This window comes from Phenylobacterium sp. GW821-FHT12F10 (assembly GCF_058806695.1).
In genome coordinates this window covers 176,680-200,634 of record NZ_JBXAPY010000002.1, presented here as the reverse complement: position 1 = coordinate 200,634, position 23,955 = coordinate 176,680, and the positions used below count along the sequence as shown (strand labels likewise).

The 23,955-nt window shown below is 70.9% G+C and carries 26 protein-coding genes; 13 read left to right on the top strand and 13 right to left on the bottom strand.

The window, feature by feature from the left end:
• Window positions 1-25: 25 nt before the first annotated feature.
• The 6 genes from AC1RN5_RS13360 (at window position 26) to AC1RN5_RS13335 (ending at window position 6,650) form a co-directional block, all read left to right on the top strand.
• A complete protein-coding gene (locus AC1RN5_RS13360; protein ID WP_493041650.1) occupies window positions 26-1,063 on the top strand; it encodes a GHMP family kinase ATP-binding protein in 1,038 nt (345 codons plus the stop codon).
• Between the two features lie 26 nt (window positions 1,064-1,089).
• Window positions 1,090-1,815, top strand: a complete 726-nt coding sequence (locus tag AC1RN5_RS13355; protein WP_493041649.1) for a methyltransferase domain-containing protein — start codon at window positions 1,090-1,092, stop codon at window positions 1,813-1,815.
• Window positions 1,816-1,933: 118 nt separating this feature from the next.
• Entirely contained in the window at window positions 1,934-2,773 is an 840-nt protein-coding gene (locus tag AC1RN5_RS13350) for an ABC transporter permease (RefSeq protein ID WP_493041648.1), read from the top strand.
• The gene (locus AC1RN5_RS13345; protein ID WP_421934516.1) at window positions 2,770-3,525 is read left to right on the top strand and encodes an ABC transporter ATP-binding protein; all 756 of its coding nucleotides are present in this window, start codon (window positions 2,770-2,772) and stop codon (window positions 3,523-3,525) included. Before AC1RN5_RS13350 ends, AC1RN5_RS13345 begins: the two co-directional genes overlap by 4 nt.
• Before the next feature lie 54 nt (window positions 3,526-3,579).
• Window positions 3,580-5,439: a hypothetical protein gene (locus AC1RN5_RS13340; protein ID WP_493041647.1), complete on the top strand. Its 1,860-nt coding sequence runs from the start codon at window positions 3,580-3,582 to the stop codon at window positions 5,437-5,439.
• Window positions 5,436-6,650 carry a glycosyltransferase gene (locus tag AC1RN5_RS13335; protein WP_493041646.1) on the top strand — a complete coding sequence of 405 codons (1,215 nt, stop codon included), beginning with the start codon at window positions 5,436-5,438 and terminating at the stop codon, window positions 6,648-6,650. The genes AC1RN5_RS13340 and AC1RN5_RS13335 overlap by 4 nt, the downstream gene beginning before the upstream one ends.
• Here the strand turns inward: AC1RN5_RS13335 and AC1RN5_RS13330 are convergent.
• The 4 genes from AC1RN5_RS13330 to AC1RN5_RS13315 all read right to left on the bottom strand — a co-directional run bounded on the left by AC1RN5_RS13330 (window position 6,647) and on the right by AC1RN5_RS13315 (window position 11,976).
• Complete coding sequence (locus AC1RN5_RS13330; RefSeq protein WP_493041645.1) at window positions 6,647-7,843, bottom strand: MFS transporter; 1,197 nt, start codon at window positions 7,841-7,843, stop codon at window positions 6,647-6,649. The genes AC1RN5_RS13335 and AC1RN5_RS13330 overlap by 4 nt on opposite strands.
• 88 nt (window positions 7,844-7,931) lie before the next feature.
• The gene (locus AC1RN5_RS13325) at window positions 7,932-9,206 is read right to left on the bottom strand and encodes an MFS transporter (RefSeq protein ID WP_493041644.1); all 1,275 of its coding nucleotides are present in this window, start codon (window positions 9,204-9,206) and stop codon (window positions 7,932-7,934) included.
• An 18-nt stretch (window positions 9,207-9,224) separates the two neighbouring features.
• Complete coding sequence (locus tag AC1RN5_RS13320; RefSeq protein WP_493041643.1) at window positions 9,225-11,549, bottom strand: TonB-dependent receptor; 2,325 nt, start codon at window positions 11,547-11,549, stop codon at window positions 9,225-9,227.
• Window positions 11,550-11,808: 259 nt separating this feature from the next.
• A complete protein-coding gene (locus AC1RN5_RS13315) occupies window positions 11,809-11,976 on the bottom strand; it encodes a Flp family type IVb pilin (protein ID WP_493041642.1) in 168 nt (55 codons plus the stop codon).
• A gap of 204 nt (window positions 11,977-12,180) precedes the next feature.
• Here AC1RN5_RS13315 and AC1RN5_RS13310 point away from each other — a divergent pair, with 204 nt between their 5' ends.
• A complete protein-coding gene (locus tag AC1RN5_RS13310; RefSeq protein WP_493041641.1) occupies window positions 12,181-12,573 on the top strand; it encodes a hypothetical protein in 393 nt (130 codons plus the stop codon).
• Window positions 12,574-12,610: 37 nt separating this feature from the next.
• On the opposite strand, the gene AC1RN5_RS13305 is transcribed toward AC1RN5_RS13310, so the two are convergent.
• Both AC1RN5_RS13305 and AC1RN5_RS13300 read right to left on the bottom strand, forming a co-directional pair.
• Entirely contained in the window at window positions 12,611-13,513 is a 903-nt protein-coding gene (locus AC1RN5_RS13305) for an NAD(P)/FAD-dependent oxidoreductase (RefSeq protein WP_493041640.1), read from the bottom strand.
• Entirely contained in the window at window positions 13,506-14,300 is a 795-nt protein-coding gene (locus tag AC1RN5_RS13300) for a transglutaminase-like domain-containing protein (protein ID WP_493041639.1), read from the bottom strand. Before AC1RN5_RS13300 ends, AC1RN5_RS13305 begins: the two co-directional genes overlap by 8 nt.
• A 166-nt stretch (window positions 14,301-14,466) precedes the next feature.
• On the opposite strand from AC1RN5_RS13300, the gene AC1RN5_RS13295 reads away from it, so the two are divergent.
• Window positions 14,467-14,901 (top strand): hypothetical protein, encoded by a 435-nt coding sequence (locus tag AC1RN5_RS13295; RefSeq protein WP_493041638.1) that lies wholly within the window; start codon window positions 14,467-14,469, stop codon window positions 14,899-14,901.
• Window positions 14,902-14,960: 59 nt separating this feature from the next.
• Window positions 14,961-15,275, top strand: coding sequence for a hypothetical protein (locus tag AC1RN5_RS13290; RefSeq protein ID WP_493041637.1), 315 nt, complete (start codon window positions 14,961-14,963; stop codon window positions 15,273-15,275).
• Here AC1RN5_RS13290 and AC1RN5_RS13285 read toward each other — a convergent pair.
• Both AC1RN5_RS13285 and fliK read right to left on the bottom strand, forming a co-directional pair.
• A complete protein-coding gene (locus AC1RN5_RS13285; protein ID WP_493041636.1) occupies window positions 15,272-15,544 on the bottom strand; it encodes an EscU/YscU/HrcU family type III secretion system export apparatus switch protein in 273 nt (90 codons plus the stop codon). The genes AC1RN5_RS13290 and AC1RN5_RS13285 overlap by 4 nt on opposite strands.
• The gene (gene fliK, locus AC1RN5_RS13280; protein ID WP_493041635.1) at window positions 15,541-16,656 is read right to left on the bottom strand and encodes a flagellar hook-length control protein FliK; all 1,116 of its coding nucleotides are present in this window, start codon (window positions 16,654-16,656) and stop codon (window positions 15,541-15,543) included. Before fliK ends, AC1RN5_RS13285 begins: the two co-directional genes overlap by 4 nt.
• A 202-nt stretch (window positions 16,657-16,858) precedes the next feature.
• Between fliK and AC1RN5_RS13275 the strand changes: the two genes are divergently transcribed.
• Entirely contained in the window at window positions 16,859-17,926 is a 1,068-nt protein-coding gene (locus AC1RN5_RS13275; RefSeq protein ID WP_493041634.1) for an extracellular catalytic domain type 1 short-chain-length polyhydroxyalkanoate depolymerase, read from the top strand.
• 34 nt (window positions 17,927-17,960) lie between these two features.
• Here the strand turns inward: AC1RN5_RS13275 and AC1RN5_RS13270 are convergent, their stop codons facing one another.
• Window positions 17,961-18,713 (bottom strand): calcium-binding protein, encoded by a 753-nt coding sequence (locus AC1RN5_RS13270; protein ID WP_493041633.1) that lies wholly within the window; start codon window positions 18,711-18,713, stop codon window positions 17,961-17,963.
• Window positions 18,714-18,995: 282 nt separating this feature from the next.
• Here AC1RN5_RS13270 and AC1RN5_RS13265 point away from each other — a divergent pair, with 282 nt between their 5' ends.
• The 3 genes from AC1RN5_RS13265 (at window position 18,996) to AC1RN5_RS13255 (ending at window position 20,881) form a co-directional block, all read left to right on the top strand.
• Window positions 18,996-19,646, top strand: a complete 651-nt coding sequence (locus tag AC1RN5_RS13265; RefSeq protein WP_493041632.1) for a hypothetical protein — start codon at window positions 18,996-18,998, stop codon at window positions 19,644-19,646.
• A gap of 136 nt (window positions 19,647-19,782) precedes the next feature.
• Complete coding sequence (locus AC1RN5_RS13260) at window positions 19,783-20,397, top strand: hypothetical protein (RefSeq protein WP_493041631.1); 615 nt, start codon at window positions 19,783-19,785, stop codon at window positions 20,395-20,397.
• Between the two features lie 13 nt (window positions 20,398-20,410).
• Window positions 20,411-20,881 carry a GNAT family N-acetyltransferase gene (locus tag AC1RN5_RS13255; RefSeq protein WP_493041630.1) on the top strand — a complete coding sequence of 157 codons (471 nt, stop codon included), beginning with the start codon at window positions 20,411-20,413 and terminating at the stop codon, window positions 20,879-20,881.
• 21 nt (window positions 20,882-20,902) lie between these two features.
• On the opposite strand, the gene AC1RN5_RS13250 is transcribed toward AC1RN5_RS13255, so the two are convergent.
• From AC1RN5_RS13250 to AC1RN5_RS13235, 4 genes are read right to left on the bottom strand one after another with little or no spacing between them, the layout of a single operon-like run.
• Window positions 20,903-21,844, bottom strand: a complete 942-nt coding sequence (locus AC1RN5_RS13250) for a Gfo/Idh/MocA family oxidoreductase (RefSeq protein WP_493041629.1) — start codon at window positions 21,842-21,844, stop codon at window positions 20,903-20,905.
• Window positions 21,845-21,850: 6 nt separating this feature from the next.
• Complete coding sequence (locus AC1RN5_RS13245; RefSeq protein WP_493041628.1) at window positions 21,851-22,696, bottom strand: class III extradiol dioxygenase subunit beta; 846 nt, start codon at window positions 22,694-22,696, stop codon at window positions 21,851-21,853.
• Window positions 22,696-23,079, bottom strand: coding sequence for a protocatechuate 4,5-dioxygenase subunit alpha (ligA, locus tag AC1RN5_RS13240; protein WP_493041627.1), 384 nt, complete (start codon window positions 23,077-23,079; stop codon window positions 22,696-22,698). The genes AC1RN5_RS13245 and ligA overlap by 1 nt, the downstream gene beginning before the upstream one ends.
• Complete coding sequence (locus AC1RN5_RS13235) at window positions 23,072-23,953, bottom strand: amidohydrolase family protein (protein WP_493041626.1); 882 nt, start codon at window positions 23,951-23,953, stop codon at window positions 23,072-23,074. The genes ligA and AC1RN5_RS13235 overlap by 8 nt, the downstream gene beginning before the upstream one ends.
• Between the last annotated feature and the right edge of the window lie 2 nt (window positions 23,954-23,955).

The window sequence follows — 23,955 nt, the reverse complement described above, 5'->3', positions numbered from 1 at the left end:
TGACGTCCCTCAAGCGGCGAGACCCATGCCCCACCACCTGGTGCGCGCCCGCGCGCCGCTCCGGCTCGGCTTCGGCGGCGGCGGCACCGACGTCTCCCCCTATTGCGACGAGCATGGGGGGGTGGTGCTGAACGCGGCCATCGATCTCTTCGCCCATGTCAGCCTCGAACGCCGCGACGACAGCCAGGTCCGCCTGGTGGCCGCCGACCGCGAGCACTACTGGAACGCCGCGGCGAGCGCGCCGCTCCCCACCGAGGAGCCGCTGCGGCTGCTGAAGGGGGTCTATAACCGCTTCATGGCCGACCACGCGGGCGGGACGGCCATTCCCCTCACCCTCACCACCTACGCCGACTGCCCCCCGGGCTCGGGCCTGGGATCGTCCTCGGCCCTGGTGGTGGCGATGGTGGAGGCCTTCCGCCGGTTCCTGGAGGTCCCCATGGACGCCCAGGCCGTCGCGGCCCTGGCCTTCGACATCGAGCGCCGCGAGCTGGGCCTGGCGGGCGGCCACCAGGACCAGTACGCCGCGGCCTTCGGCGGCCTGAACCTGATGCACTTCCAGTCCGGCGACCGGGTGGACGTCGATCCTGTCGATGTCGATCCGGCCGTGATGAAGGAGCTGGAGGCCTCCCTGGTGCTCTATTTCACCGGGGTCTCCCGGGAGTCGGCCTCGATCATCGACGAGCAGACCGCCAACATGAAGGCCCAAGCGCCCAAGTCCCTGGAGGGCCTGCACGAGCTGAAGGCCGGGGCCTTCGCCATGCGCGAGGCCCTGCGGGCCGGCGACCTGCCCCGCTTCGGCGCCCTGCTCGATAGCGGCTGGACCGCCAAGAAGCTCACCGCCGCCAAGATCTCCTCGGCCAAGATCGACGAGGTCTATGAGGCGGCCAAGGCCTTCGGCGCCTTCGGCGGCAAGGTCAGCGGGGCCGGTGGCGGCGGCTTCATGATGTTCCTCATCGACCCCACCAAGCGCGACGGCCTCAAGCGCCTGCTGGCCAGCTTCGGCGGCGCCGCCCAGTCGGCGCGCTTCACCGATGTCGGCGCCGAATCCTGGGTGGTGCGGTGAACGGCGAAAACGGCTAGAGCCGAGACGTGAAAGAGCTCTCCAAGTCCATCGTGCGGCGCATGGCCGACCCCAACTTCGCCCGGCGCTGGTTCGTGGGCGAGGGCCTCGACATCGGCGGCAAGCCCGATCCCCTGTCGCTCTACGCCCCATTCTTCCCCTCCATCAAAGGGGTGCGGGTCTGGGACTGGGAGGACGGCGACGCCCAGCAGTTGGCGGGCCTGGCGGCCGAGAGCCTGGACTTCGTCCATTCCAGCCACTGCCTGGAGCACCTGGTCGATCCGGTCGAGGGGCTCGCCGCCTGGTTCCGGGTGATCAAGCCCGGCGGCTTCGTGGTGGTGACGGTGCCGGACGAGGACCTCTACGAGCAGGGGGTCTTCCCCTCCACCCACAACCGCGACCACAAGTGGACCTTCACGGTGCTGAAGGCCCGCTCCTGGAGCGACCGGTCCATCAACCTGGTGGAGCTGCTGTCGGGCCTGGGGGAGGCGGCCGACATCGAGCGGCTGGCCCTGCTGAATTCCACCTTCCGTTACGACCTGCCCCGCTTCGACCAGACGCTCACCCCCATCGGCGAATGCGGCATCGAGTTCGTGGTGCGCAAGCGCACGGCCCGCGAACTGGCCTATGGCGGCCTGGTGCGCGACACCGTCCAGCCGGCCCCGGCCGACCGGCGTCACTTCAACCAGTACCGGGCCGACCACGCCCACATGAAGACCAGCCCGCCGCCCTTCGAGGACGAGGGCGAGCTGTAGTCGGGCGGCCCGAGGAAAAGCGTCGGAATTTCGGGGATTTCCTGGGGATTTGCGGCCCCGCGCCACGCTTGCGCCGCAAAATGCGACCTGTTACCAGCGGCCCCGGTCGGGAGAGTTGATGCAAACCTCGGAACACATGCTGCGCACGGGCCGTCACGGCGCCCTGCACGAATTCGGCATGGCGTTCGCCGACCTCAAGGCCTCGACGAAACGCATCGACCTGGCCTGGTCGCTGGCCTGGCACGACATCGTCTCGCGCTATCGCGGCTCGATCCTGGGCCCCTTCTGGATCACGCTCTCCATGGGCCTGATGGTCCTGGGGATGGGCTTCCTCTACGCCGAGATCTTCAAGGTTCCGATCCAGGAATACATGCCCTTCGTGGCGCTCGGCATCGTCTTCTGGGGCGTCATCGTGGGCGTCATCACCGAGGGCTGCGACACCTTCGTCCACGCCTCGGGCATGCTCAGCCAGACCTCCCTGCCGATGTTCACCTTCGTGTGGCGCACGGTGCTGCGCAACCTGATCACCCTCGCCCACCACCTGGTGATCGTGGTCGTGGTGCTGGTCTGGTTCGGCTACTGGAAGGTGGCCAACCTGCCCATGGCCCTGCTGGGCCTGGTGCTGCTGATGCTCAACGTCTCCTGGGTCAGCATGGCGGTCGGCATCGCCTCGGCCCGCTTCCGCGACGTGCCGCAGATCGTCGGCTCGATCATGCAGTTCGCGATGTTCATGACCCCGATCTTCTGGCAGCCGGGCCGCATGAGCGGCGGCCGGGCCCACGCCCTGCTGGTGCTGAACCCCTTCTTCCACATGATCGACGGCATCCGCACCCCGCTGATGGGCGGCCAGTCGGGATCGGGCACCTATCCGATCCTGGCCTTGCTGGCGGTCCTGGGCTGGGCCGGCGCCTTCACCGCCTTCACCCTCACCCGCCGCCGGATCGTGCACTACCTATGAAGGGCCCGCAGGTCTCCATCACGGTCAGCGACCTGACCATGCGCTTCCCCGTCTATGGGGTGGACGCCAAGTCGCTGAAGAAGAGCCTGGCCACCGTGACGGTGGGGGGCCGCCTGGGCTCGTCCCTGACCGGGGCCACCGAGGTCACGGCGCTCTCCAAGGTCAATATCAAGCTGAAGGCCGGCGACCGCCTCGGCCTGATCGGCCACAATGGCTCGGGCAAGACCACCCTGCTGCGGGCGCTGTCGGGGGCCTATGAGCCCGACGAGGGCCAGATCGAGATCCACGGCCAGATCGCCTCCCTGCTGGACCTCAACCTGGGCATCGACGCCTCGGCCACCGGCTATGACAACATCCGCCTGCGCGGCCGCATCGCCGGCCTGACCGCCCGCGAGATCGAGGACAAGCTGGAGGAGATCGGCGACTTCACCGGCCTGGGGCCCTTCCTGGCCATGCCGCTGAAGACCTATTCCGCCGGCATGCAGGCGCGCCTGGCCTTCGCCGTGGCCACCGCCGTCGACGCCGACGTGCTGCTGATGGACGAGTGGATCGCCGTCGGCGACGCCCAGTTCCAGAAGATCGCCCACAAGCGGCTGCTGTCGCTGATGGAGCGGGCGGGCATCCTGGTGCTGGCCTCCCACGACATCGACCTGATCCGGCTCTACTGCAACAAGGTGATGGTGATGAAGGGCGGCGTCGCCTCGGCGGTCACCAGCGTCAAGAACCTGGACGACCTGCTCGCCGACGCCTGACGGCGCGGCCCGGGACTGCTAGACCAACGATCCCAGAGGCAGGCGCGAGACCCCGTGGACGTCGTCTTCACCATCGTATCGCGCAACTACGCGGCCCAGGCGGCGACCCTGATGCAGAGCCTGGCCGCGGCCGAGCCCGGCGTGGCCCGCGTGGTGATCGCCACCGACGGGCCGATCGCCTTTTCCGACCCCGCCATCCGGGTGATCGAGGCGGGGACCTTCACTCCCGGATTCGCGGCCATGTGCGCCTATTACGACGCCCTGGAGCTGAACACCGCGGTCAAGCCGCACGCCTTCCGCGCCCTGCTCGCCGAGCCCGGCGTGACCTCGGCGGTCTATCTGGACCCCGACATCTGCGTCTACCGGCCGCTCACCGAGGTCCGCGAGGCCCTGGCCCGCGCGCCCCTGGCGCTCACCCCGCACATGACCCGGCCGTTGAGGGGCGAGGCCAATCCCAACGACCACGTCATCCTGACCTCGGGCGCCTACAATCTCGGCTTCATGGCGGTGCGCAACGAGCCGCAGATCGAGGCCCTGCTGGACTGGTGGGCGGAGAAGCTGGAATTCGACTGCCGCGTGGACTTCGCCGCCGGCCTGTTCACCGACCAGAAGTGGATGGACCTGGCGCCGGGCCTGGTGAGCGATCTCGCCATCCTGCGCACGCCGGCCCTCAACCTGGCCTACTGGAACCTGGAGGGCCGGAGGCTGGAGAAGACCGCCGACGGCTGGCGGGTGGACGGCCAGCCGTTGGGCTTCTTCCATTTCTCCGGCTTCGATCCGGCCCGGCCGGATCTGCTCTCCAAGCACCAGGACCGCATCAAGGTGGCGCCGGGCTCGCCCCTCGCCGAGCTGCTGAAGGATTACGCCGCGGCGATGCTGCGCAACGGTCACGCCGAGACCCGGACCATCGCCTATGGCCACCGCGCCTTCCCCTCGGGGCGGCTGGTGACGCCGGAGCAGCGGCGGCGGATGCTGGCGGCGGCGCGGGCCGGCGACCCCTTCGGCGGCGGCCTGACCGCGGCGGCGGAGGCCTGGCTCGACGCCCCCTCCGGCGAGAGCGCCCGACAACCGGCAGCCCCGCCGCCCGGGCCCTGGCTCGGGTCGTCGGAGGAGCTGGTCCGCTGGCTGAGGGACACCTCGCCGGCCTCGGTCCTGGCGGCCATGCTGGCGGCGCGGCGGGACCTGCGCGACCGCTTCGCCATGGACGACAAGGGCCTGCGGGCCTGGCTGCTGGGCCCCGAGGCCCTGGCCGGCCGGTTCGACGCGCGCCTGCTGCCCACCGACGTCCGCGACCCCGGCCTGGTGGCGCGCGCGGCCCGCTACGTGGTCGGCGAGGCGCCCGACGCGCGGCTGCAGGTGGCCGCCTACGGCCTGGCCGACCGCGCCGGCTGGCCCCACGGCCTGACCGATCCCAGCCTGGAGGCGCCGGCGGCGCACCTGGCCCGCGGCCTGCCCTTCCCCTGCCTGTTCCTCGACATCTGGGAGGATCGCGGCGACCTGCAGCGGCTGTTCCCGCTGGCGAGCTTCGGCCAGAGGTTCGCCTTCCTGCGCTGGCTGATCGGCGGCGGCCTGGCCGAGCTGGGGATCGATATCGCGGCCCTGCCTGCGAGCGTCCGCAACCATCCCGTCTTCCGCCTCGCCCGCCTCACCGTCCGCCATGCCCCCCAGGTCCCGCGACGGCCGCCGGCGGTCGGCGCCTGCCCGACCCTGGTGGTGATGGAGCGCTGGGCGCAGGGGGCCGGCGCCCCGGTCTTCGAGGCCGCCACGACCCGGTTCCGCAGCGCCGCCGGCGGCCCCGCCCTGCCCCCCGCCCAGGTGGGCGAGGTGGTCTTCCAGACCGACCGGGGTCTGATCCCCGCCGACGCCATCGCCCTGCTGGCCCACGGGGTCGCCTGGCGCGCGGCCCGCGCATGAGCCCGGTCGCCGCCGCCCGCCGGGCCTGGCGCGGCCTGGTCCCGGAGTCCCTGCGCCGCGCCGCCCAGCCGGTGCTGAGCCGAGCGCTGGCGGCCTATGTCCGGGCCTCGGCCCGCGCCCCGCACGGAGCGGAGTCCGCCGACGGACCAATCCGGGTGGTGGGGTTCTTCGAGGGCTCCCACGGCATCGCCGCCTCCGCCCGCCTGGCCGTCCGCGCCTTCGAGGCCCTCGGCGTGCCGGTGGAGCAGGTGGACGTCTCGGCCGCCCAGCTCGACTGGCTGGGCAAGGCCGGTCCGGCGCCGGCGGCGGGGCCCTGGATCTTCCACCTCAACCCGCCCGAACTACTGGCGGCCCTGGCCTTCCTGGGCCCCAAGCGGGTCCGCGGACCCCGCTACGGCTACTGGGCCTGGGAGCTGCCCAAGGCGCCCGAGTTGTGGCTGAAGGACGGCGCCCTGGTGGACGGCATCTGGGCGCCCAGCGCCTATACCGCCCAGGCCCTGGCCGGCGCCGCGGCCCCCGTGCGGGTCGTGCCCCATCCCCTGTTCCTGGAGGACTACAGCGGCGTGGTCCCCGCCCCCCGGGCGCCGGGCTTCCTGGCGGTCAGCCTGTTCGACTTCAACTCCGCCGCCGCCCGCAAGAACCCCGAGGGGGTGATCGCCGCCTTCGCCCGCGCCTTCGGCGAGGACCCCACCGCCCGCCTGGTGATGAAAACCCAGAACGGCCACCTCTTCCCTGAGCACCTGGCGCGCCTGCGACGCCTGGCGCCGGTCAACGCGACGGTGGAGGACGCGGTCTGGCCCTACGCCCAGGTCAAGAGCCTGATCGCCTCCGCCGATGTCCTGGTCTCCCTGCACCGCGCCGAGGGCTTCGGCCTGACCCCGGCCGAGGCCATGGCGCTGGGCACCCCGGTGATCGCCACCGGCTGGTCGGGCAACCTGGACTTCATGGACGCCGCCAGCGCTCTGCTGATCCCAGCTCGCCAAATTCCGGTGGAGGACAGTCAGGGCATCTACAAGGGCCAGACCTGGGCCGATCCCGACCTGGACGCCGCGGCCGCGGCCCTGAGGCGCCTGCGCGCCGAGCCGGACCTGGGGCGGCGGCTGGCCGAGGCCGGACGGCGAAAGGTGGCCGAACGGCTCTCCCCCCAGGCCTGGTTCACCACCCTGCCCGACGAGGTCAAGCGCGCGGCGATGGCGGCGATCCGGGGCTAGTCCTTGACCGGCTTACCGACGCTCATCAGGGCGAAGACCGCGACGGCCCCCACCAGGACCACCGGCACCATGGACAGGAACACCTGGTCGGCGCTGTAGCCCAAGCCGCGCAGCTCGCCGGCGATCAGGGGGCCGGCGATGGAGCCCAGCCGCCCCACCGCGATGGCGGCGCCCGCGCCGGCGGCCCGCACCTGGACCGGATAGTAGATGGGCGCCAGGGCGTAGAGGACGTAGAGCCCCCCCACCACGGTGAAGCCGGCCAGGGCGGCGAAGGCGTTGATGGCCGGCAGGCCCGCCGACTGGGCCAGGCCGTACATGGCGCCGGCCAGCACCAGGAACACCCCCAGCAGGGGCCAGCGGAAACCAACCCGGTCGGCCAGCCAACCCAGGATCAGCGCGCCCACCACGCTGAAGACGTTGAAATAGAGTGAGACCACCGCGCCGTCGGCGGCCGTGAAGCCCTTGGCCACCACCAGGGTCGGCAGCCAGTTGAGCAGCAGGTAGGTCACCAGCAGGTCCAGGCCGAAGACCAGCCAGATCAGAAGGGTGGTGAGCGCCCGGCGCTCGGAGAACAGACCCCGGGCCAGACCGCGGTCGGCGGCGGGATCGTGGTCGGGCCGGGTCTCCGGCAGCAGGAAGATCACCACCGGGGTCAGCAGCAGGGGCAGGGCCCCGCCGATCAGGAAGATGGTCCGCCAGTCCAGGGCCTCGCCGCCGTTGCTGGCCAGCAGGGCCACCAGGGAGCCGCCGGCCGGCAGGCCGCAGAACATGCTGGTGGTGGTGGCCGCCCGCTTGGCCGGCGTGCTGATCTCGGTGGCGATGGCGATCAGGTTGGGCATGGCGCCCCCGAAGCCGATCCCGGTCAGCAAACGGGAGATCGTCAGGGCCTCGAAGTTGTGGGCGAAGGCTGTGGCCACGGAGAACACCCCGAAGGCCGCCACCGAGATCGCCAGCACCGGCTTGCGCCCCACGCGGTCGGCGAACCAGCCGCCGGTGAACGCCCCCATCACCAGGCCGATCATGGCCGCACTGCCGGCCCAGCCCATCTGGCCGGGATTGAGGTGGAGCTCCGGCGCCATGTGCGGGGCCGAAACCCCGAAGGCCTGGATGTCGTAGCCCTCCAGGGCCGCGATGCAAAAACAGATGGCGACGATGAAGCCTGGGCTGAGACGCTTGGCGACCGCTGCGGTCATGACCGATTCCCCCGTTCGCAGATTCCCGGTTGGCAGGAAGCCTCAAGGCGCCGCCGCGCGCCAGTGGTGATGTTCAGGTGATCCATGGTCAGTTTCCGGCCCGACGGTTCATCGCCGCGATCGCCCAGGTGAGCAGGGCGCCGGCGGCCAGCAGGCCGGCCATGGCGTAGACCGGCAGGGCGAAGGACCCCGTGGCCTGGCGGATGGTTCCGATCATGTTGGGTCCGGCCAAGCCCCCGGTGGAGCCGGCGATGTTGATCAGGGTGACGCCCACCGCCGCCGTGGCCGGGGTCAGGAAGGTCGAGGGCACGCCCCAGAAGGCGCCCTGGGCCGCGCCCAGCCCCAGGCCGCCGATCACCAGCAGCGTCAGGGCCAAGCCTCCAGCCCCGACATAGGCCGCCGCCGCGAAGCCCCCCGCCGCTAGCATGGCGGGGATGGACACGTGCCAATAGCGCTCGCCGGTCTGGTCGGAATGCCAGGCGTTCAGCGCCATGCCGATCCCCACCCCGACCCAGGGCAGGGCCGAGAGGATCCCCACCCGCAGCGGGTCGCCGCCGCCGGCGGCCTTGATCACCTGGGGCAGCCAGAAGATCAGGCCATAGGCGCCGGTGAGCAGGGTGAACCACAGGCCGACGCTGGCCCAGACCCGGGGACTGACGAACAGCGAGCGCCAGGTGTCCAGGCTCTGGGGTTCGCGTGCCGCCGCCGCGGCGTCGGCGACGAGATAGTCTTTCTCGGCCTGGGTGAGCCAGGACGCCTGGGCGGGGTCGTCCTTGAACCAGGCCAGGGCCACGAAGGCGAGCAGCATGGTGGGCAGGCCCTCGGCGACGAACATCCAGCGCCAGTCGGCCAGCCCCAGGGGATTGTCCATCGAGAGCAGCCAGCCCGACAGCGGCCCGCCAACGATCACCGAGAGCGGGATGGCCAGCATGGGGGCCGAGAAGGCGCCGGCCCGATAGCGCCTGGGCATCCAGCGGCCGAGATAGAGGATGATCCCCGCCGCCCAGCCCGACTCCGCGACCCCCAGCGCCAGGCGCATCAGGTTGAAGCTCGCCGCGTCCTGCACCAGGCTCATGCCGGTGGCGACGGCGCCCCAGACCAGCACCGTGGCGAAGATCCACCAGCGCGCGCCGATCTTCGTCAGCAGCCAGACATGGGGCGCCTGGAAGGCCAGGTAGCCCACGAAGAACAGCCCGGCCCCGAAGCCGTAGGCCTTGGGGTCCAGCCCCAGGTCGGGGTTCATCCTCAGGGCGGCGAAGGACAGGTTCGACCGGTCCAGGGCGTTGAAGAAGTGTAGTAGGACGACGGGCGCCAGGAGGCGCGGGATCAGCTTGCGGCGGATGCCCGCGGCGATGTCCTCCATGACGCCCGCTCCGCTCTCCTAGAACCTGTACTTGGCCGTGGCGTAGACCAGCCGCGGCTGGACCGGCAGGGCGACCTCCTCGCCGGTGGGCGGCAGGGTGGCGTGATAGGCGTAGTAGACCTCGTCGCTGAGGTTTGTTCCGTTCACGGACAGCTCCAGGCCGGGGACGGCGTTCGGCGCGAAGACGATGGCGGCGTTGTAGAGGGTGTAGGCCGCCTGAAACGAGGTGGGATCGCCCAGGGTGAGGAACTGATCGCCCTTGTAGGAGGCGTCGCCCCGCAGAGTCAGGTCGCCCGCCCCGAGGTGGAAGACGTACTGCGCGCCGGCGTTCACCGACCAGTCGGGCACCTGCGGCAGGGGATCGCCGATCTTCACGGCGCGCGGACGGTTGAAGGGATCGAGGATGGCCAGCGCCTGGGGCGACAGCCGGCTGAACTGGGCGTCCACATAGCCCACCCCCAGGTTCAGGGTCAGACCGTCGGTCGGCACGGCGACGAACTCGGCCTCGAAGCCCTGGATGTCGGCGTCGCCGGAATTCTGGGTGGTGCGCAGGTTGGCGCCGGTGGCCGGATCGACCTTCTGGACGGTGAACTGGATGTCCTTGTAGTCGCTCTGGAAGACCGCGACGTTGGCGGTCAGGCGGCGGTCGAACCAGTCGGTCTTGGCGCCGATCTCCCAGGTGGCGATGGTCTCGGGCTCATAACGCGGGGTGGGCGCCAGGGCGCTGTTGGAGGCGCCCCAGCCGCCCGACTTGAAGCCCTCCTGATAGCTCGCATAGACCAGGATGTTGCTGGCCGGACGCCAGTTGATCCCCGCCTTGGGGGTGAAGCTTTCCCAGCTCTGGCTGTCGCGGCTGAAGGGCACCTGGGCCACGCCCCGCTGGGTGAAGTTCACCGCGAAGGCGTAGTCCTTCTCGTCCCAGTTATAGCGTCCGCCAAGGGTCAGCTCGATCTGCGGCGTGAGGGCGAAGCTCTCCTGGGTGAAGACCGCGTAGCTCTTCGCCTTCATGTAGAAATAGGTGAAGGTGTCGGCGGCGTCGGCGTTGGTGCGCAGGGCCAGCGGGATGTTCTCCCAGATGCCGTGGAAGCTCTCGGTGTAGAGCTTGGACGAGCCATTCTCCTGGAAGGCGTAGAGCCCAACCAGGTACTTGAGGCGGCCGTCCAGGGCGCTGCCGTAGAACTGCAGCTCCTGGCTGTACTGGTGATCGTAAAGCTCGGTCTGCGAGGTCTGCAGGGAATAGGGGGTCTGGTCCCCGTCCACCCCGATCTTGGCCGAGACCCCGCGGAAGGCGGTCACCGACTTGAGGGTCAGGATGTCATTGACGTCCCAGGTGGCCACCACCGAGGCGCCGCCGATCTGGTAGTCGTCATAGCCGCCCTGCAGGGCGTTGTTCGTATAGGGATCGGTCGTCGCCCAGCGGTTGTCGTAGAGTGAGCCCGCCGGCAGGCCCAGGCGAAGGTTCTCGGCGGCCGCCGCATAGGTGTTGAACCGCGCCGCCTTGGGCGGCGGGAAGGGGGCGGGGCTGGTGAGGAACTTCACCAGATAGCCCTGCGGCCCCACATTGTTTTGTTCCGAATAGTCGGCGTTGACCTGGACGTCGACGGTGTCGCTGGGGGCGTAGCGCAGGGCCGTGCGCAGGACGATGCGGTGCTCGTTGTTGCCGTTCCGGTGATCCAGGCCGGTGGACCAGCCGTCGGCGTTGAGGAACGAGGCCGAGAGCTTGCCGGCCAGCCTGCCCTCGACGATCGGGCCGTTGACGCCCAGGGCGAAGTCGGTCCGCCCATAGGAGCCCACCCGGGCCTTCAGCACCCCCGACAGCTCCGTCAGGTTGGGCTTCTCGGTGACGATGTTGATGGCGCCGCCGATGGTGTTGCGGCCAAACAGCGTGCCCTGCGGCCCCTTGAGCACCTCGGCGCGGGCGATGTCGTCCAGGTTCATCAGGCCGCCCACGGCGCGGGCCAGATAGACGTCGTCCACATAGACCCCGACCCCGGGGTCGGTGGGGAACTGGAAGTCGCCGGTGCCGACCCCGCGGATATAGCCCGCATAGGCCGAGCCGCCGCCGGCCGGACGGTTGGTCTGGTGCAGTTCGAGGTTCGGGGTGAAATTGCCCAGGTCCTGCAGGTTGGTCGCCCCGCGGGCGGCCATGGTCTCCTGGGAGAAGGCGCTCACCGAGACCGGGGTGTCCTGCAGCCTGGATTCCCGCCGCTCGGCGGTGACCACCACCTCGGCGACCTCGGTCTGGGCGAGGGCCTGGCCGGCGAAGCCGACGACCATCACCCCCAGCGCGGCGCCGGCCATCAGCGCCTTGGCGCGCGTCGACTCATGCCTCGAAACCCACATCGCAGCTCCCTCCCCAGGAATGGCCACGGTTCGTCCGCGGCCCCGATTGGGGCGGAGAGTGGGAGAGATGATCTGTCGCGTCAATGGTACGTGAGACGAACTATTGGAGTCCGTGCACGTTGCGGTCAGGTGTGGCGGCCAGGCCTCAGGTGGCCGGAGCAAGCGGGGGGGGATGCCGCTCCGGCCTGGAGCGCGGTCCGCCTGAGGCCGAGGCCGGCTCAGGCGATGGTCGCGCTCCAACCTGGAAAGAGGGGTCGGCCTATTGCGGCATCGCGGTGCCGACCTTGTCGAAGGTGCCGCCGACCTTTTCCCCCAGAACGGAGATCGATGCGATCAGCACGACGGCGATCAGGGCCGCGATCAGGCCATACTCGATGGCGGTGGCGCCAGAGTCGTCGGCGATGAAATTGCGCAGGAATTTGGACATGTGCACCTTTCCCCTTTCTGGGAGCTCCGCCAGGCCCATGCCCGCGACGCTAAGGGCAGCTTTGCTCGGTTGGGTTGAAGCAAAGCTTTCCAAGCACGAATAAGATGTATCAAGGTTGACGGTCCATTGACCCTGCCGCGGGCTCTTAACGCCTTTGAAGGTCCCCGACGCTAGGCTGGCGCGGAACAAGGAAGGGAGCCCGTCATGGCGACCCGTACGTCCAGCTACCATCGGCACGCGGTCGATCATTTCGAACCGCAGGAGACCGACGACCCTCAGGCCCAGCGCCGCATGCGCGGACAGCTTGAGCAGATCGACTATACGGCCTTCGCCTCCAACAAGGAGGTGATCGGCGCGGTCCTCGGATACGCCGACAGCGGCAAGTTCCAGCGCATGGCGGTGGCCGCGGCCATGGCCCGCGCCCAGTGGGTGAAGGAAGCCCTGGCGCTCAGCGAGACCGTCAATCCCCGGCCCGACCAGGTGGCCCGCCTCTCGGCCCTGCGGGCGGCCTATGAGGAGTTGGCCGAGGCCTATGAGGCCATGCGCCGGATGGTCGAGCGCGGCTACCTGCCCTACCGCGCCCCGCCCGGGACCTGAGCGCCGTCCGCGGTGCGGGCCACGCCCTTCCCGCGCGCTATTCGGCCTCGCGGAGCTGGTTGTGGACCGCGGTGGCGGCGATGGCGGCCTCCCCTTGGGCGGTGCTGATCTGGTTGAGACCGCGCACCAGGTCGCCGGCGGCGTAGAGGCCGGCCACGGTGGTCTGCTGGTGCTCGTCGACGACGAGGCGGCCGTCGTCCCCCAACCGGGCGCCGGCCTGAACCGCCAGGCCGCAGCGGGGCCGCACCCCCAGGGCCGAATAGAGGGCGTCGAACTCCACCGGCCCGATCTCCGTGAAGGCCAGCGCCGTGAGCCGTTCGTTGTCCAGGGTGACGGAAGCCACCTGGCCCTCGATCAGGCGGACGCCGTGGGCGGCCAGGCGGGCGCGCTCGGCTCCGGGCAGGGCCTCGGCCGAACCCACATGGATCAGGCTGACCCGGTCGCTGTAGGTCTGCAGGAACAGGGCCTCACGCGCCCCCAGGGCGCCCTCGCCGATCACCGCCACGGCCTGACCGGAGACCTCGAAGCCGTCGCAGATCGGGCAGATGCGCAGCAGGGCGCGGCGCACGGCGTCCTCCACGCCCGGCAGGGCGGGGACCTTGTCCACCACCCCGGTGGCCAGGATCACGGCGCGGGCGCGATAGGCGGAGCCCTCCGTCTCCACGGTGAAGCCGTGATCCTCCACGGCCAGGGCGGTGACGGCGGCGGCCTCGATGACCGCGCCGAATTCCTCGGCCTGGGCCCGGATGCGGGCCAGCAGGTCGAGGCCGGCGATCCCGCCGGGAAAGCCGGGATGGTTGTGGCTGCGGGGAATCCAGGCCGCGCGGCTCGAGTCGTCGTGCAGGACGACGACGCGGCGCCGGAAGCGCGCCAGGTAGATGGCGGCGGTCAGGCCGGCGGGGCCGGCGCCCACCACCACGGCGTCGAGGGGCTCATCCACGGCGCTCAGCCTTGGTCTGGGTGATGGCGAAGCTCTGGGACACCAGCTCGGCCTTGCCGAAGATGGTCATGAAGGCGATGTCGGCGGCGTCCAGGCCGGTGGCGACCCGCACCAGGCCGTCGATGGGCGCGAGACCGGTGGCGTCGATCAGCCGCCAGCGCCCTCCCAGATAGACCTCGGCCACGGCGTGCAGGTCCGGCGGCTCCAGCTTCCAGGCATAGGCCGAGACGGCGCGGGCGGGGATGTCGGCGGCGCGGCAGAGGCTGATGGCCAGGTGGGTGAAGTCGCGGCAGACCCCGGCCCGGTCGACGAAGGTGTCCAGCGCCGTGGTGGCGGAGTCGCTGACACCCGCCTCATAGGCCAGGTGGCCGCCGATCCAGGCGACGATCGCGGCCACCTTGTCGCCGCCCCGCAGATCGCCGAACTCCTTGTCGACAAAGGCCTCGAAACGGTCCGACGGGCAGTAGCGGCTGGCGCGCAGGTAGCGCAGGGCCTCGCCCGGCAGGTCGCGGATGGCGGTGGCGGCGGCTCCCTTGAGGTTGGCGTCGCGGGCCAGCAGCTCGACCTGGGCGACATAGGCGGTGGCCACCTCGCCATGGGCGGTGAACACCGCGCGGCGCTCGCCGGTGACGGAGTCGTCCAGACGGGCGATCTCCGCGGCCGGGGTGATGGTCAGGCGCTCGGAATGGATGGCCTGGTCCGGGGCGCGGGCGGCCTCCAGCAGCAGCAGCACCTCGCACGGCTGTTCGAAGCGGTAGGTCAGGTCGGCGGTGATCGACAGTCGCATGGAGCCCTCCGCGCGGCCCAACGCGCGGGAGGGCCGGACGTTGCCGGCGCGCGAATTCAGGTATCGCCGTTCGGCGATTGGTCCCATGGTGAAGGTCTTGCGCTCGAGCGGGTCCAAATCCGCGGCGCCGCCTCGACGCCGGCGCCCGGCGTTCCCTGGAGGGAACATGGGATCTCGTCGAATCGTCCTGGCCGGCCTGGCCTTGGCCGCCGTCTTCGCCGCGCCCCTGGCGCTCGCCGCCGAGGGCGGGCCGATCCAGGGCACCCCCATCGGCCTGGAGGGCGAACCCGGCAGCCTGAAGGCGTCTGGCGTCACCGACGCCCGAGGCGAGGCGATGTTCGGCATGCTGGCGCCGGCCCGCTACAGCGTCTGGATGGACGCCTCGCGCCTGCAGGGGCCAGTGCAGATCCGCTTCGGCGCGCCCGACGGGGCCATGGTCGTCTCCGAGCCCATCGAACCGGGAAAGGGCCGCGCCTACGCCGTGGACAAGTCCGGCCAGAAGCTCAGCGTGGCGATCCCGCGGGGCGTCCAGGGCGGCGGTCGGGCCGGGGCGCAGCTGCGGGTCAAGCTCACCATCTTCGACCGCTGGGGCAACAGATAGGTCGCCGCGCCGGACATCGACAGGACGGCATGGCCGTCCTGAAACCCAGGGGGATATCCATGAAGACCATCATCGGGCTGGCCGCCGCGGCGGCCCTGTCGGCCACCTCGGCCCTGGCCCAGCCGCCGCCGAACGCCAACTGCAAGACCCAGGCCTCTGGGGCGCCGACCCTGATCACCGGGATCGCCCAGTCCAGCCAGCAGCAGCAGGCCCAGATGGGCGCCCAGAGCGACTGGAGCGCCAAGGCCAGCGCCTTCGGCGGCGCCTATGCGGCCTGGAGCAAGGCGGCCAACAAGACCACCAACTGCCAGTCCTCCAAGCCCGCCTTCACCTATGTCTACAAGTGCACGGCCACGGCCCAGCCCTGCCGCTAGACCTCGCTCTGGGGCTCCACGCCCTCGCGCATCAGGAAGGCGAGGATCTCGGCGACGGCCAGGAACAGCCGCTCGGGAATCTCGCTGTCCAGCTCGACCTTGGACAGGGCCTCGGCCAGCAGCGGGTTGTGCTCCAGGGGCACCCCATGGCTCTGGGCCGCGGCGATGATCCGCTCACCGACGAAGCCGCGGCCGGAGGCCACCACGCGCGGCGCATTGGGCGCGTCGTACTGCAGGGCCACGGCCAGGCGTTTGCGGTCCGGGGTCATGCCGACTGATCCAGCAGGCGCCCGGAGGGGGTGGCGGGCTGCGGCGGAGGGCCGGAATGGACCGCCATCTCAAGCTGCAAGTTGGCGCCGGCGAGCGCCTGGGCCAGGGCCGGCTGGGCGGCGCGCAGCCGGTCGGCGATGGAGCCGCGGGCGACCCACAGGCTGACCCGGGCCAGGTCGCCCTCGAAGGCCAGCTGGGCGTCCACCGGCCCGACCGGTTCGAAGTCCACAGAGAACCGGGCCCGCCACAGGGGCTCGCGGTCGTCCTCGCGGCCCCGGCCGCCGCCGCCGTCGCGGCTGATCTCGAACTGGGCGACGCTGGGACCCTGGGGGGTCTGCAACGGGGTCTCGAACATCCAGCGGGTGGGCTCGCCCGGCCGCTCGGGATCAGGCAGGGAGGCCAGCTGCAGCAGGTCGAGGTGGGCCAGCGCCCCTTGAGTCTCGGCGGCCAGGGTCTCGCCGATGGCGCCGGCGCCGGCCCCGAGGGGCAGGCTGGGCAGGGCGGCCGGCTGGGCCGAGGTGGGGGCGCCGCCATAAGGTGGGCGTGGCGTGGCGCCGGGCGCGCGGCGATTGGGGGTCGGCCCCAGGGCCTGGCGCAGCACCAGCAGGGCGGCTTTCAAGTCACCGCCCAGGGGCGAGGCCTCCGGATGGGCGGCGAGATTGGCCTCCAGGAACAGGCCCGAGCCCTTCAGGGCCCGCTTGATGTCGGCCGCGCCCACCTTGGGGTCGAGGGGGATCAGCTGGGTCAGCATCTGCATCGCCGCGGCGCGGGCCGGCGGCGATAGGGCCTGGGCCTGCAGGGCCTGGCCGAGATCGGCCAGCAGGGGGGCCAGCCCACTCTGGCGGGTCAGGGCCGAGCGCATGGCGGTGGCCAGAGCCTGACCCGGGGTCTGGGGCAGGGGAAGGGCCGGCGCCTGGCGCGGGGCGGTCTTGACCTGGGCGGCCTGGCCCGGACCCTCGACGGGCAGGGCCGGATCGACCGCGTCGGCCTCCACCGCCCGCTGCATCTCCCGCAGCAGCTCGCCCCCCGCCACCCGGGCGACCGGGCGCACGGGGGTGAGCGCCGGCACGAGGGCGGCGGAGGGGATCGAGGTGAGCGGTGCGACCTTCATGGCGCGGCCTGGCTAAACACCCGGCTGATTCTAGGGTCGCAGGGTGAAGCAGGCCTTAAGGCGGGGTTTACTCCGCCGCGGCCAGGGCCGGGCCGCGGCGATGACGCGCGAAGACGCTTTTGCTGCATTGCAGCAACGAAGGATGCTGCACCTGCGTTATAGAGGGTCGGCGCCCCTTTGGCTCCGCTGAAAGGACCCCGGCATGCGACCCCTTTCCGACACCCTGATGCGGATGACCGCCTTCCGCGACGCCGCGAGCGCCATGGGCGGCCGCCCCGGATCTGACCGGCTCACCGAGTTCAAGGGCTTCGGCGGCAATCCGGGCGCCCTGCGCGCCCTGGCCTATGTCCCCGGCGCCCTGGCGCGCCACGCGCCCCTGGTGGTGGTGCTGCACGGCTGCACCCAGAGCGCGGCGGAGTACGACCTCGGCTCGGGATGGTCTGCCCTGGCCGAGGAGGCCGGGTTCGCCCTGCTGTTCCCGGAACAGGCGCGGGCCAACAACTTCAACCTCTGCTTCAACTGGTTCGAGCCCGGCGACACCCGCCGCGGCCGGGGCGAGGCCGCCTCCATCCGCCAGATGATCGAGAAGATGATCGTCACCCACGGCCTGGACCGCCGGCGCGTCTTCGTCACCGGCCTGTCGGCCGGCGGCGCCATGGCCAGCGTCCTGCTGGCGAGCTATCCCGAGGTCTTCGCCGGCGGGGCGGTGATCGCCGGCCTGCCCTACGGGGTGGCGGGCTCGCCCCTGGAGGCCTTCGACCGCATGCGCGGCCAGGGCGGCCCGGAGCCGGACGCCCTGCCCGGCCTGGTCCGCAAGGCCAGCGCCCACAAGGGGCCCTGGCCGGCCCTGTCGGTCTGGCACGGGGGCGCCGACCACACGGTCAGCCCCGCCAACGGCGAGGCCCTGCTCCACCAGTGGCGCGGCCTCCACCGCCTGGACGAGGACCCCAGCCACACCGACACGCAAGTCGGCCACACCCACCGCACCTGGCGCGACGCGCGGGGCCGGCCCGTGCTGGAGCACGTGCTGGTGGACGGCATGGGCCACGGCGTGCCGCTCAAGCCCGACGGCGCCCCCGGCGGCGGTGTCAGCGGCGCCTATATGCTGGACGTCGGCCTGGCCTCGACGATCGCCATCGCCCGGTCCTGGGATCTGCTGGACAAGCCCCCGACCCGACCGCGCAAGGCCAAGGCCGCCGGGCCGGCGCAGGCCAACCCGCTGCTGGCCGTCATCGAGGACGCCCTGCGCGCGGCGGGTCTGATGCGCTAGAGCCTGTCCGTTCAGGCGGACGCTCCAGGCGTCATCAGCTGGAAATCCAACCCTCCGGCAGGCTCGACAGCTGAACATTGGCCAGGATCATCTGGTCGCCGCCCGAGGTCTCGATCACCACATCGGCGCCGGCCTGGTGGACCGTGAACGACGTGCCGTGATCCAGCAGCACATGATCGCCCTGGGCGGCGGAGAAGTCCGTCACCCGGTCGATCCCCGCGCCGGCGAAGAAGTGGAAGGTGTCGGCGCCCGCCCCGCCGCTGAGGGTGTCGTTCCCGCGGTCGCCGGACAGCCAGTCGTTGCCGTCCCCACCGGCGACGCTGTCGTCCCCCTGGCCGCCGCGGATCTGGTCATCGCCCAGGCCGCCGTCGGTGGTGTCGTTGCCGAGGTTGCCGTTGACGATATCGTCCCCGCCGTCGCCGGAGACCGCGTCGTCGTCCTTGCCGCCGACGACCCAGTCATCGCCGTCGCCGCCGTGCAGGGTGTCGGCCCCGACATTGCCGTTGATGTCGTCGAACCCGGAGCCGCCCCGGACGTCGTCGTTGCCGTCCCCGCCGCGCAGGTGGTTCTCGCCCTCGCCGCCCTGGATGTGGTCGTCGCCGGCCGTGCCGTCGAGGGAGTCGCCGCCGTCGGCGCCGTGGATGGTGTGCGCCCCGGTCTCGGTCTCGGTCTCGGCGCCGGAGCCGAGCGTGTCGTCGCCATGGGGCTCGGTTTCATCCGGGCTCGAGAGATGGGCGCCGGACGCGGTGGCGGCCACGAAGTCTGTGTCGGCGGGGTCGTAGGGCATTGAAATCCTCCAGGGTCACATCGCGCTTTGCGCAACCTTCCGATCCAGGACGACGCGACCGGCGCAGCGCCTCAAAGAAATCGGAAGCGAGGCATTCATAGCCGGCCAGGCTTACGGCTCCGGCGACAAGCAAGGTGAATACGGCGGGTCGAGTCGGCGGTCCCCGGCGCGCCGCGCCTGAGGCGGGATTGATCCGGATCAAGGCCGCGGCGCCTCTCCGGGCGGAGCGTGGCGGCGGGCGCGCACGGCTGGGCCGGGGCGCGCACCCTGGAGTGAACGGCCATGACCCCTCGCCTGTCCGCCTTCGCCACCCTCGCCGCCGCCTTGCTGGCCGCGGCCGCCCCCGCCGCCAGTCAGCCGCGCCTGGCGCGGGTCCCGGCGCCGCTCGTCACCCCCGGCGCCCTGCCGCCGGCGCTGCGCGTCCTGCCCGCCCCGCCCAAGCCGCCGCCCTTGGCGCCGGCCCGGATCATCCAGGCTTTCGGCCAGCTCGCGCCCGGCGCCCTGCCGCCCACCGTGGGCCAGAAGGTGCAGCTGACCCCCGACGCCCCGGCGACGGCCTCGGCCTATCTCTCCCTTGGCGAGGCGTCGGTGTCGGCGGAGCCCGGCCATGGCAGCGCCCTCATCAAGCCCATCGGCTGGGCGCAGGTCTCCTTCAAGCCGCTCGGCCAGAAGACCTACCTCATCGACTGCGCCGTCGACCCGCGGGAGGGCGGCGCCACCCAGGCCAAGTACTATGTCAACGGCGCGGGAATCTCCGGCCCCGGCGGCCAGGCCTATATCCAGGGCATGGCGCCCATCGCCCAGGGCCACGTCCTGATCGCCGCGCCCCCCGGCTCGCCCGACGACACGACCCGGGTCCAGGTGGTGTTCTGGCCCTATGAGACCAAGATCGACTGGTACTTCTACGGCTGCGACGTGATCCCGGCGGGCTGAGGCGCTCGCCAAGCCGTTCAAGCCTCCGGCCCACACCCGCGACCGGCGCCACGGCGGGCGGCTCTATGGCTCGGCTTTACCGATCAGGCGCACGCTGCGATTGTGCGCGCAGGTCGGATGGGCAGGGGACGGGCCGATGGTGGGGCTTGGCGAGGACGGCGGGAAACGACGCCTCATCGACGCGGTCCTGCGCACGGCGACCACCGAACTGCGGATTCTGTGGTTCGCGGCCGCCTGGTGGGCGCGACCGGACAGGCCGCAGGGCGCTCAGGCCTTCTCCTATCACCGCAACATGCAGGTCCTGCTCTGGATGCTGCTGGCGGTCTCGGCCCTGGAGATCGGCGTCACCCTGGTGGCCCTGCGCCTGATGAGCCCGCGGATCGGGGGGATCGTCTCGGCCCTCAGCGCCATCGGCGTGGTCTATCTGCTGGGCCTGATCAACGCCTTCGCCAAGCTACCCCTGCTGGTGACGCCAAGGGGCGTGCGGGTCCGCGCTGGCCTGCTGGTGGACCAGTGGGTGGGCTTCGAAGAGATGGCGGAGGTCCGCCTGGTCCAGGATTGCGGAGACCCCAAGCGCCCGGGCTTCCTCAAGGCGTCGGCCCTGGCCCATCCCAACACCCTGATCGAGCTCGTCCGCCCCCGGACGGTGCGTACCCTGTTCCGAAGCAAGCCCGACATCCTGACCATCGGCCTGCATCCCGACGACGCCCCGGCCTTCGTGGACGCGGTGCGCGCCGCCAAGGCGGGGTGAATCCTTGGGCCGGGTGAAGGTCGCCCTCGCCGATCCCGACACCCCGGAGATCGCCGCCCTGCTGGCCGAGCGCGACGCCCATTTCGCCGCCCTCTATCCGGAGCGAGACACGACCCTGCTGCCGGTGGCCTCCCTGGCGGGACCGGAGGTCAGCTTCCTCATCGTGCGGGTCGGGGGGCGGCTGATGGGCTGCGGGGCCCTGATCGCGCGGGGCCGGGTGGGCGAGCTGAAGCGCTTCTATGTCCGCCCCGGCGCACGGCGCCTGGGCCTGGCCGCCCGTCTGCTGGCCGCCGCCGAACGCCGCGCCGCGCAGCTTGGCCTCTGGCGCCTGCGCCTGGAGGTCGGCCGCCGCCAGCCCGCCGCCATCGCCCTCTACAGCCGGGCCGGCTACCGCCCGATCCGCTGTTTCAGTCCCTACAGGCCCGACCTGATGTGCACGTTCCGGGGAAAGACGATCACGCCGTCCCCCGCACGCCGCACCTGACCCTCGCCCTCGAGGTCGCCCCTACGCCAGGCTCTTCTCGATCCGGTCCAGGGTCTCCATCGCCGGCAGGCACTGGGCCACGCTGGCGTTGGGTTCGCGGCCCTCGCGGATGGCGGCGAAGAATTCGCGGTCCTGCAGTTCGATGCCGTTCATCGAGACGTCCACCTGGCTGACGTCGATGGGGTTCTCCTTGCCGTCCACCAGGTCGTCATAGCGGGCGATATAGGTGCCGTTGTCGCAGATGTAGCGGAAGAAGGTGCCCAGCGGCCCGTCGTTGTTGAAGGACAGGCTGAGCGTGCAGATCGCCCCGCCCGGGACCTTCATCTGGATCGACATGTCCATGGCGATGCCAAGGTCCGGATGCAGCGGCCCCTGGACGCCGCGGGCGAGGCTGGCGGTCTCGCCGGTCTGGTACTGGAACAGGTCCACCGTATGGCAGGCGTGGTGCCACAGCAGGTGGTCGGTCCAGCTGCGGGGCTGGCCCAGGGCGTTCATGTTGGTGCGGCGGAAGAAGTAGGTCTGGACGTCCATCTGCTGGACCTTCAGCTCGCCGGCCACGATCTTCTTTTGGATCCACTGGTGGGACGGATTGAAGCGCCGGGTGTGGCCGGCCATGGCGATCTTGCCGGCCTTCTTCTGGGCGGCGTCCAGGGCCCTCGCGTCGGCCAGGTTGTCGGCCATGGGGATCTCGACCTGCACATGCTTGCCGGCCTCAAGGCACTGGATCGACTGGGCCGCGTGCAGGCCGGTGGGGGTGGCCAGGATCGCGGCCTCGACCCCGGGCTGGGCGAGCGCCTCGCCGAGGTCGGTGGTCCAGTGGGGGATCTTGAAGCGCTCGGCGACAGCCTTGGTGCTGTCGGGGCTGCCGCCCGCCAGGCTGACCACCTCGACGCCGTCGATCTTCTCGATCGCCTCCAGGTGCTTGATGCCGAAGGCGCCCTGGCCGGCCATGACGATCTTCATTGTGGGCTACTCCGGAATGGGTTCGAGGATGAGGTGACCCACCGCCGTGTTCGACGCGGGCACGTGATAGAAGCGGCGGCGTTCGCGCACCTTGGGGGGCAAGGCCCCACGCATGATCAGCCACATGACCAGCTCGATCCCCTCCGACCCGGCCTCGCGGACATAGTCGATGTGGGGGACCTTCGCCTGGCCCTCGGGGTCGCTGACCAGGCGGTCGAGGAAGGCGGTGTCGAAGGCCTCGTTGATCAGGCCGGCGCGCGGCCCCTGCAGCTGGTGGCTCATGCCGCCGGTGCCCCAGACCTGGACATTGAGGTCATCGGGGAAGCTGGCCACGGCGCGCGCGATGGCCTTGCCGAGGTTGAAGCAGCGATTGCCCGTCGGCGGGGGGTACTGGACCACATTGACCGCCAGCGGGATGACCTTGCAGGGCCAGGCCTCGGGCTGGCCGAACATCAGCGACAGCGGCACGGTCAGACCATGGTCGACGTCCATCCGATTGACGATGGTCATGTCGAACTCATCGAGGATCAGGGACTGGGCCAGGTGCCAGGCCAGCTCCGGATGGCCCTGGACCGTGGGCACCGGGCGCGGCCCCCAGCCCTCATCGGCCGGCGCGAAGCTCTCAGCGCAGCCGATGGCGAAGGTGGGTATCAGCTCCAGGGAAAAGGCGCTGGCGTGGTCGTTGTAGACCAGGATCACCACGTCGGGTTTGGCGTCGGCGATCCAGGCCTTGGAGGCCTCGTAGCCGGCGAACACCGGCTTCCAGTAGTCGTCGCCCGAGCGGCCGTTATCCAGGGCCGCGCCGATGGCGGGCACGTGGCTGGTGGCGACGCCGGCGGTGATGCGGGCCATCAGGCGTCTCCCTTGCTGCGATTGCCCTCGATGGAGCGTCCCCCGGCCAGCATCATGGCCGCGTAGTCGGCCTGGCTGACGCCGGACATCACCGCGGCGATCTGCTGGAAGGAGAGGCCGTCGGTGGCGGCGATCTTGGAGGTGAAATAGATGTTGCCGCCCAGCGCGAGCATGCCGTTCCAGTCGCGGGCGATGACCGCCGCCTTCTGCTCCGGGGTCATCGGATAGCGGTCGAGGTAAGCGCTTGCATCGGCTTTGAAGGCCTCGCGGTTGGCCGCCTTCATCAGCGACATGCAGAACATGTTGAGGTGGTAGCCCTTCCGCGACTGCTCGGCGTCGAACAGGGTGGTGCCGGGGATGTCCTTGAAGGGGTTCTCAGCCACGGTCGTCTCCCCAGTAGAGGGCCATCGGATTGTCGACGAGCAGCTTGCGGCGGGCCTCTTCGGTCGTCGCGAACTTGGGGATCTGGTCGGTGAGCACGCCGTCGTCGGCCATGTGGCCCTTGAGGTTCGGATGGGGCCAGTCGGTGCCCCACAGCACCCGGTCGGGAAAGCGGTCGACGATGGCCCGCTGGAACGGGACCACATCGTCATAGGGCGGGCCCGCCAGGCTCAAACGCTCGGGGCAGGAGACCTTGGACCAGACGTCGGGGTCGTCCTCCATCCACCGGATGAAGCGCTGGAACTGCGGGTGATCGACGCCCAGCGCCACGTCGGGGCGGCCCATATGGTCCACCACCACCCTGGTGGGCAGGCTGGTGAACAGGGGTTGCAGCTCGGCGAGGTCCGGGGCCTCGAAATAGACCACCACGTGCCAGCCGAAGGGGGCGACCTTGGCCGCGATCCTCTGCAGGACGTCGTGCGGGGTGAAGTCGGCCAGCCGGCGCAGGAAGTTGAACCGCACGCCGCGGACCCCGGCGTCGTGCAGGGCCTGGAGGTCGGCCTGCGTGATCTCCTCCCCCACCGTGGCGACGCCGCGGGCCAGGCCCTTCGAGGCCTTGAGCGCGTCCACCAGGGCGCGGTTGTCCTTGCCGTGGCAGGTGGCCTGGACGACGACGTTGCGGCTGAACCCCAGGAAGTCGCGCAGGGCGAACAGTTGGTCCTTGCCCGCGTCGCAGGGGGTGTACTTGCGCTCCGGCGCGAAGGGGAACCGCGCCTCCGGTCCGAACACATGGCAGTGGGCGTCCACCGCGCCGGGCGGCGGCCGGTAGGCGGGCTTGGTCGGGTTCGGGTGGAAGGGCAGCCAGTCAGGGTCCATTG

Excerpts from the sequence above, each read along its gene's own strand:
- AC1RN5_RS13360 (WP_493041650.1), top strand. The coding sequence starts at position 26 with ATGCCCCACCACCTGGTGCGCGCCCGCGCGCCGCTCCGGCTCGGCTTC.
- AC1RN5_RS13350 (WP_493041648.1), top strand. The coding sequence starts at position 1,934 with ATGCAAACCTCGGAACACATGCTGCGCACGGGCCGTCACGGCGCCCTG.
- AC1RN5_RS13345 (WP_421934516.1), top strand. The coding sequence starts at position 2,770 with ATGAAGGGCCCGCAGGTCTCCATCACGGTCAGCGACCTGACCATGCGC.
- AC1RN5_RS13335 (WP_493041646.1), top strand. The coding sequence starts at position 5,436 with ATGAGCCCGGTCGCCGCCGCCCGCCGGGCCTGGCGCGGCCTGGTCCCG.
- AC1RN5_RS13330 (WP_493041645.1), bottom strand. The coding sequence starts at position 7,843 with ATGACCGCAGCGGTCGCCAAGCGTCTCAGCCCAGGCTTCATCGTCGCC.
- AC1RN5_RS13325 (WP_493041644.1), bottom strand. The coding sequence starts at position 9,206 with ATGGAGGACATCGCCGCGGGCATCCGCCGCAAGCTGATCCCGCGCCTC.
- AC1RN5_RS13320 (WP_493041643.1), bottom strand. The coding sequence starts at position 11,549 with ATGTGGGTTTCGAGGCATGAGTCGACGCGCGCCAAGGCGCTGATGGCC.
- AC1RN5_RS13315 (WP_493041642.1), bottom strand. The coding sequence starts at position 11,976 with ATGTCCAAATTCCTGCGCAATTTCATCGCCGACGACTCTGGCGCCACC.
- AC1RN5_RS13310 (WP_493041641.1), top strand. The coding sequence starts at position 12,181 with ATGGCGACCCGTACGTCCAGCTACCATCGGCACGCGGTCGATCATTTC.
- AC1RN5_RS13300 (WP_493041639.1), bottom strand. The coding sequence starts at position 14,300 with ATGCGACTGTCGATCACCGCCGACCTGACCTACCGCTTCGAACAGCCG.
- AC1RN5_RS13295 (WP_493041638.1), top strand. The coding sequence starts at position 14,467 with ATGGGATCTCGTCGAATCGTCCTGGCCGGCCTGGCCTTGGCCGCCGTC.
- AC1RN5_RS13290 (WP_493041637.1), top strand. The coding sequence starts at position 14,961 with ATGAAGACCATCATCGGGCTGGCCGCCGCGGCGGCCCTGTCGGCCACC.
- AC1RN5_RS13285 (WP_493041636.1), bottom strand. The coding sequence starts at position 15,544 with ATGACCCCGGACCGCAAACGCCTGGCCGTGGCCCTGCAGTACGACGCG.
- fliK (WP_493041635.1), bottom strand. The coding sequence starts at position 16,656 with ATGAAGGTCGCACCGCTCACCTCGATCCCCTCCGCCGCCCTCGTGCCG.
- AC1RN5_RS13275 (WP_493041634.1), top strand. The coding sequence starts at position 16,859 with ATGCGACCCCTTTCCGACACCCTGATGCGGATGACCGCCTTCCGCGAC.
- AC1RN5_RS13270 (WP_493041633.1), bottom strand. The coding sequence starts at position 18,713 with ATGCCCTACGACCCCGCCGACACAGACTTCGTGGCCGCCACCGCGTCC.
- AC1RN5_RS13265 (WP_493041632.1), top strand. The coding sequence starts at position 18,996 with ATGACCCCTCGCCTGTCCGCCTTCGCCACCCTCGCCGCCGCCTTGCTG.
- AC1RN5_RS13260 (WP_493041631.1), top strand. The coding sequence starts at position 19,783 with ATGGTGGGGCTTGGCGAGGACGGCGGGAAACGACGCCTCATCGACGCG.
- AC1RN5_RS13250 (WP_493041629.1), bottom strand. The coding sequence starts at position 21,844 with ATGAAGATCGTCATGGCCGGCCAGGGCGCCTTCGGCATCAAGCACCTG.
- AC1RN5_RS13245 (WP_493041628.1), bottom strand. The coding sequence starts at position 22,696 with ATGGCCCGCATCACCGCCGGCGTCGCCACCAGCCACGTGCCCGCCATC.
- AC1RN5_RS13235 (WP_493041626.1), bottom strand. The coding sequence starts at position 23,953 with ATGGACCCTGACTGGCTGCCCTTCCACCCGAACCCGACCAAGCCCGCC.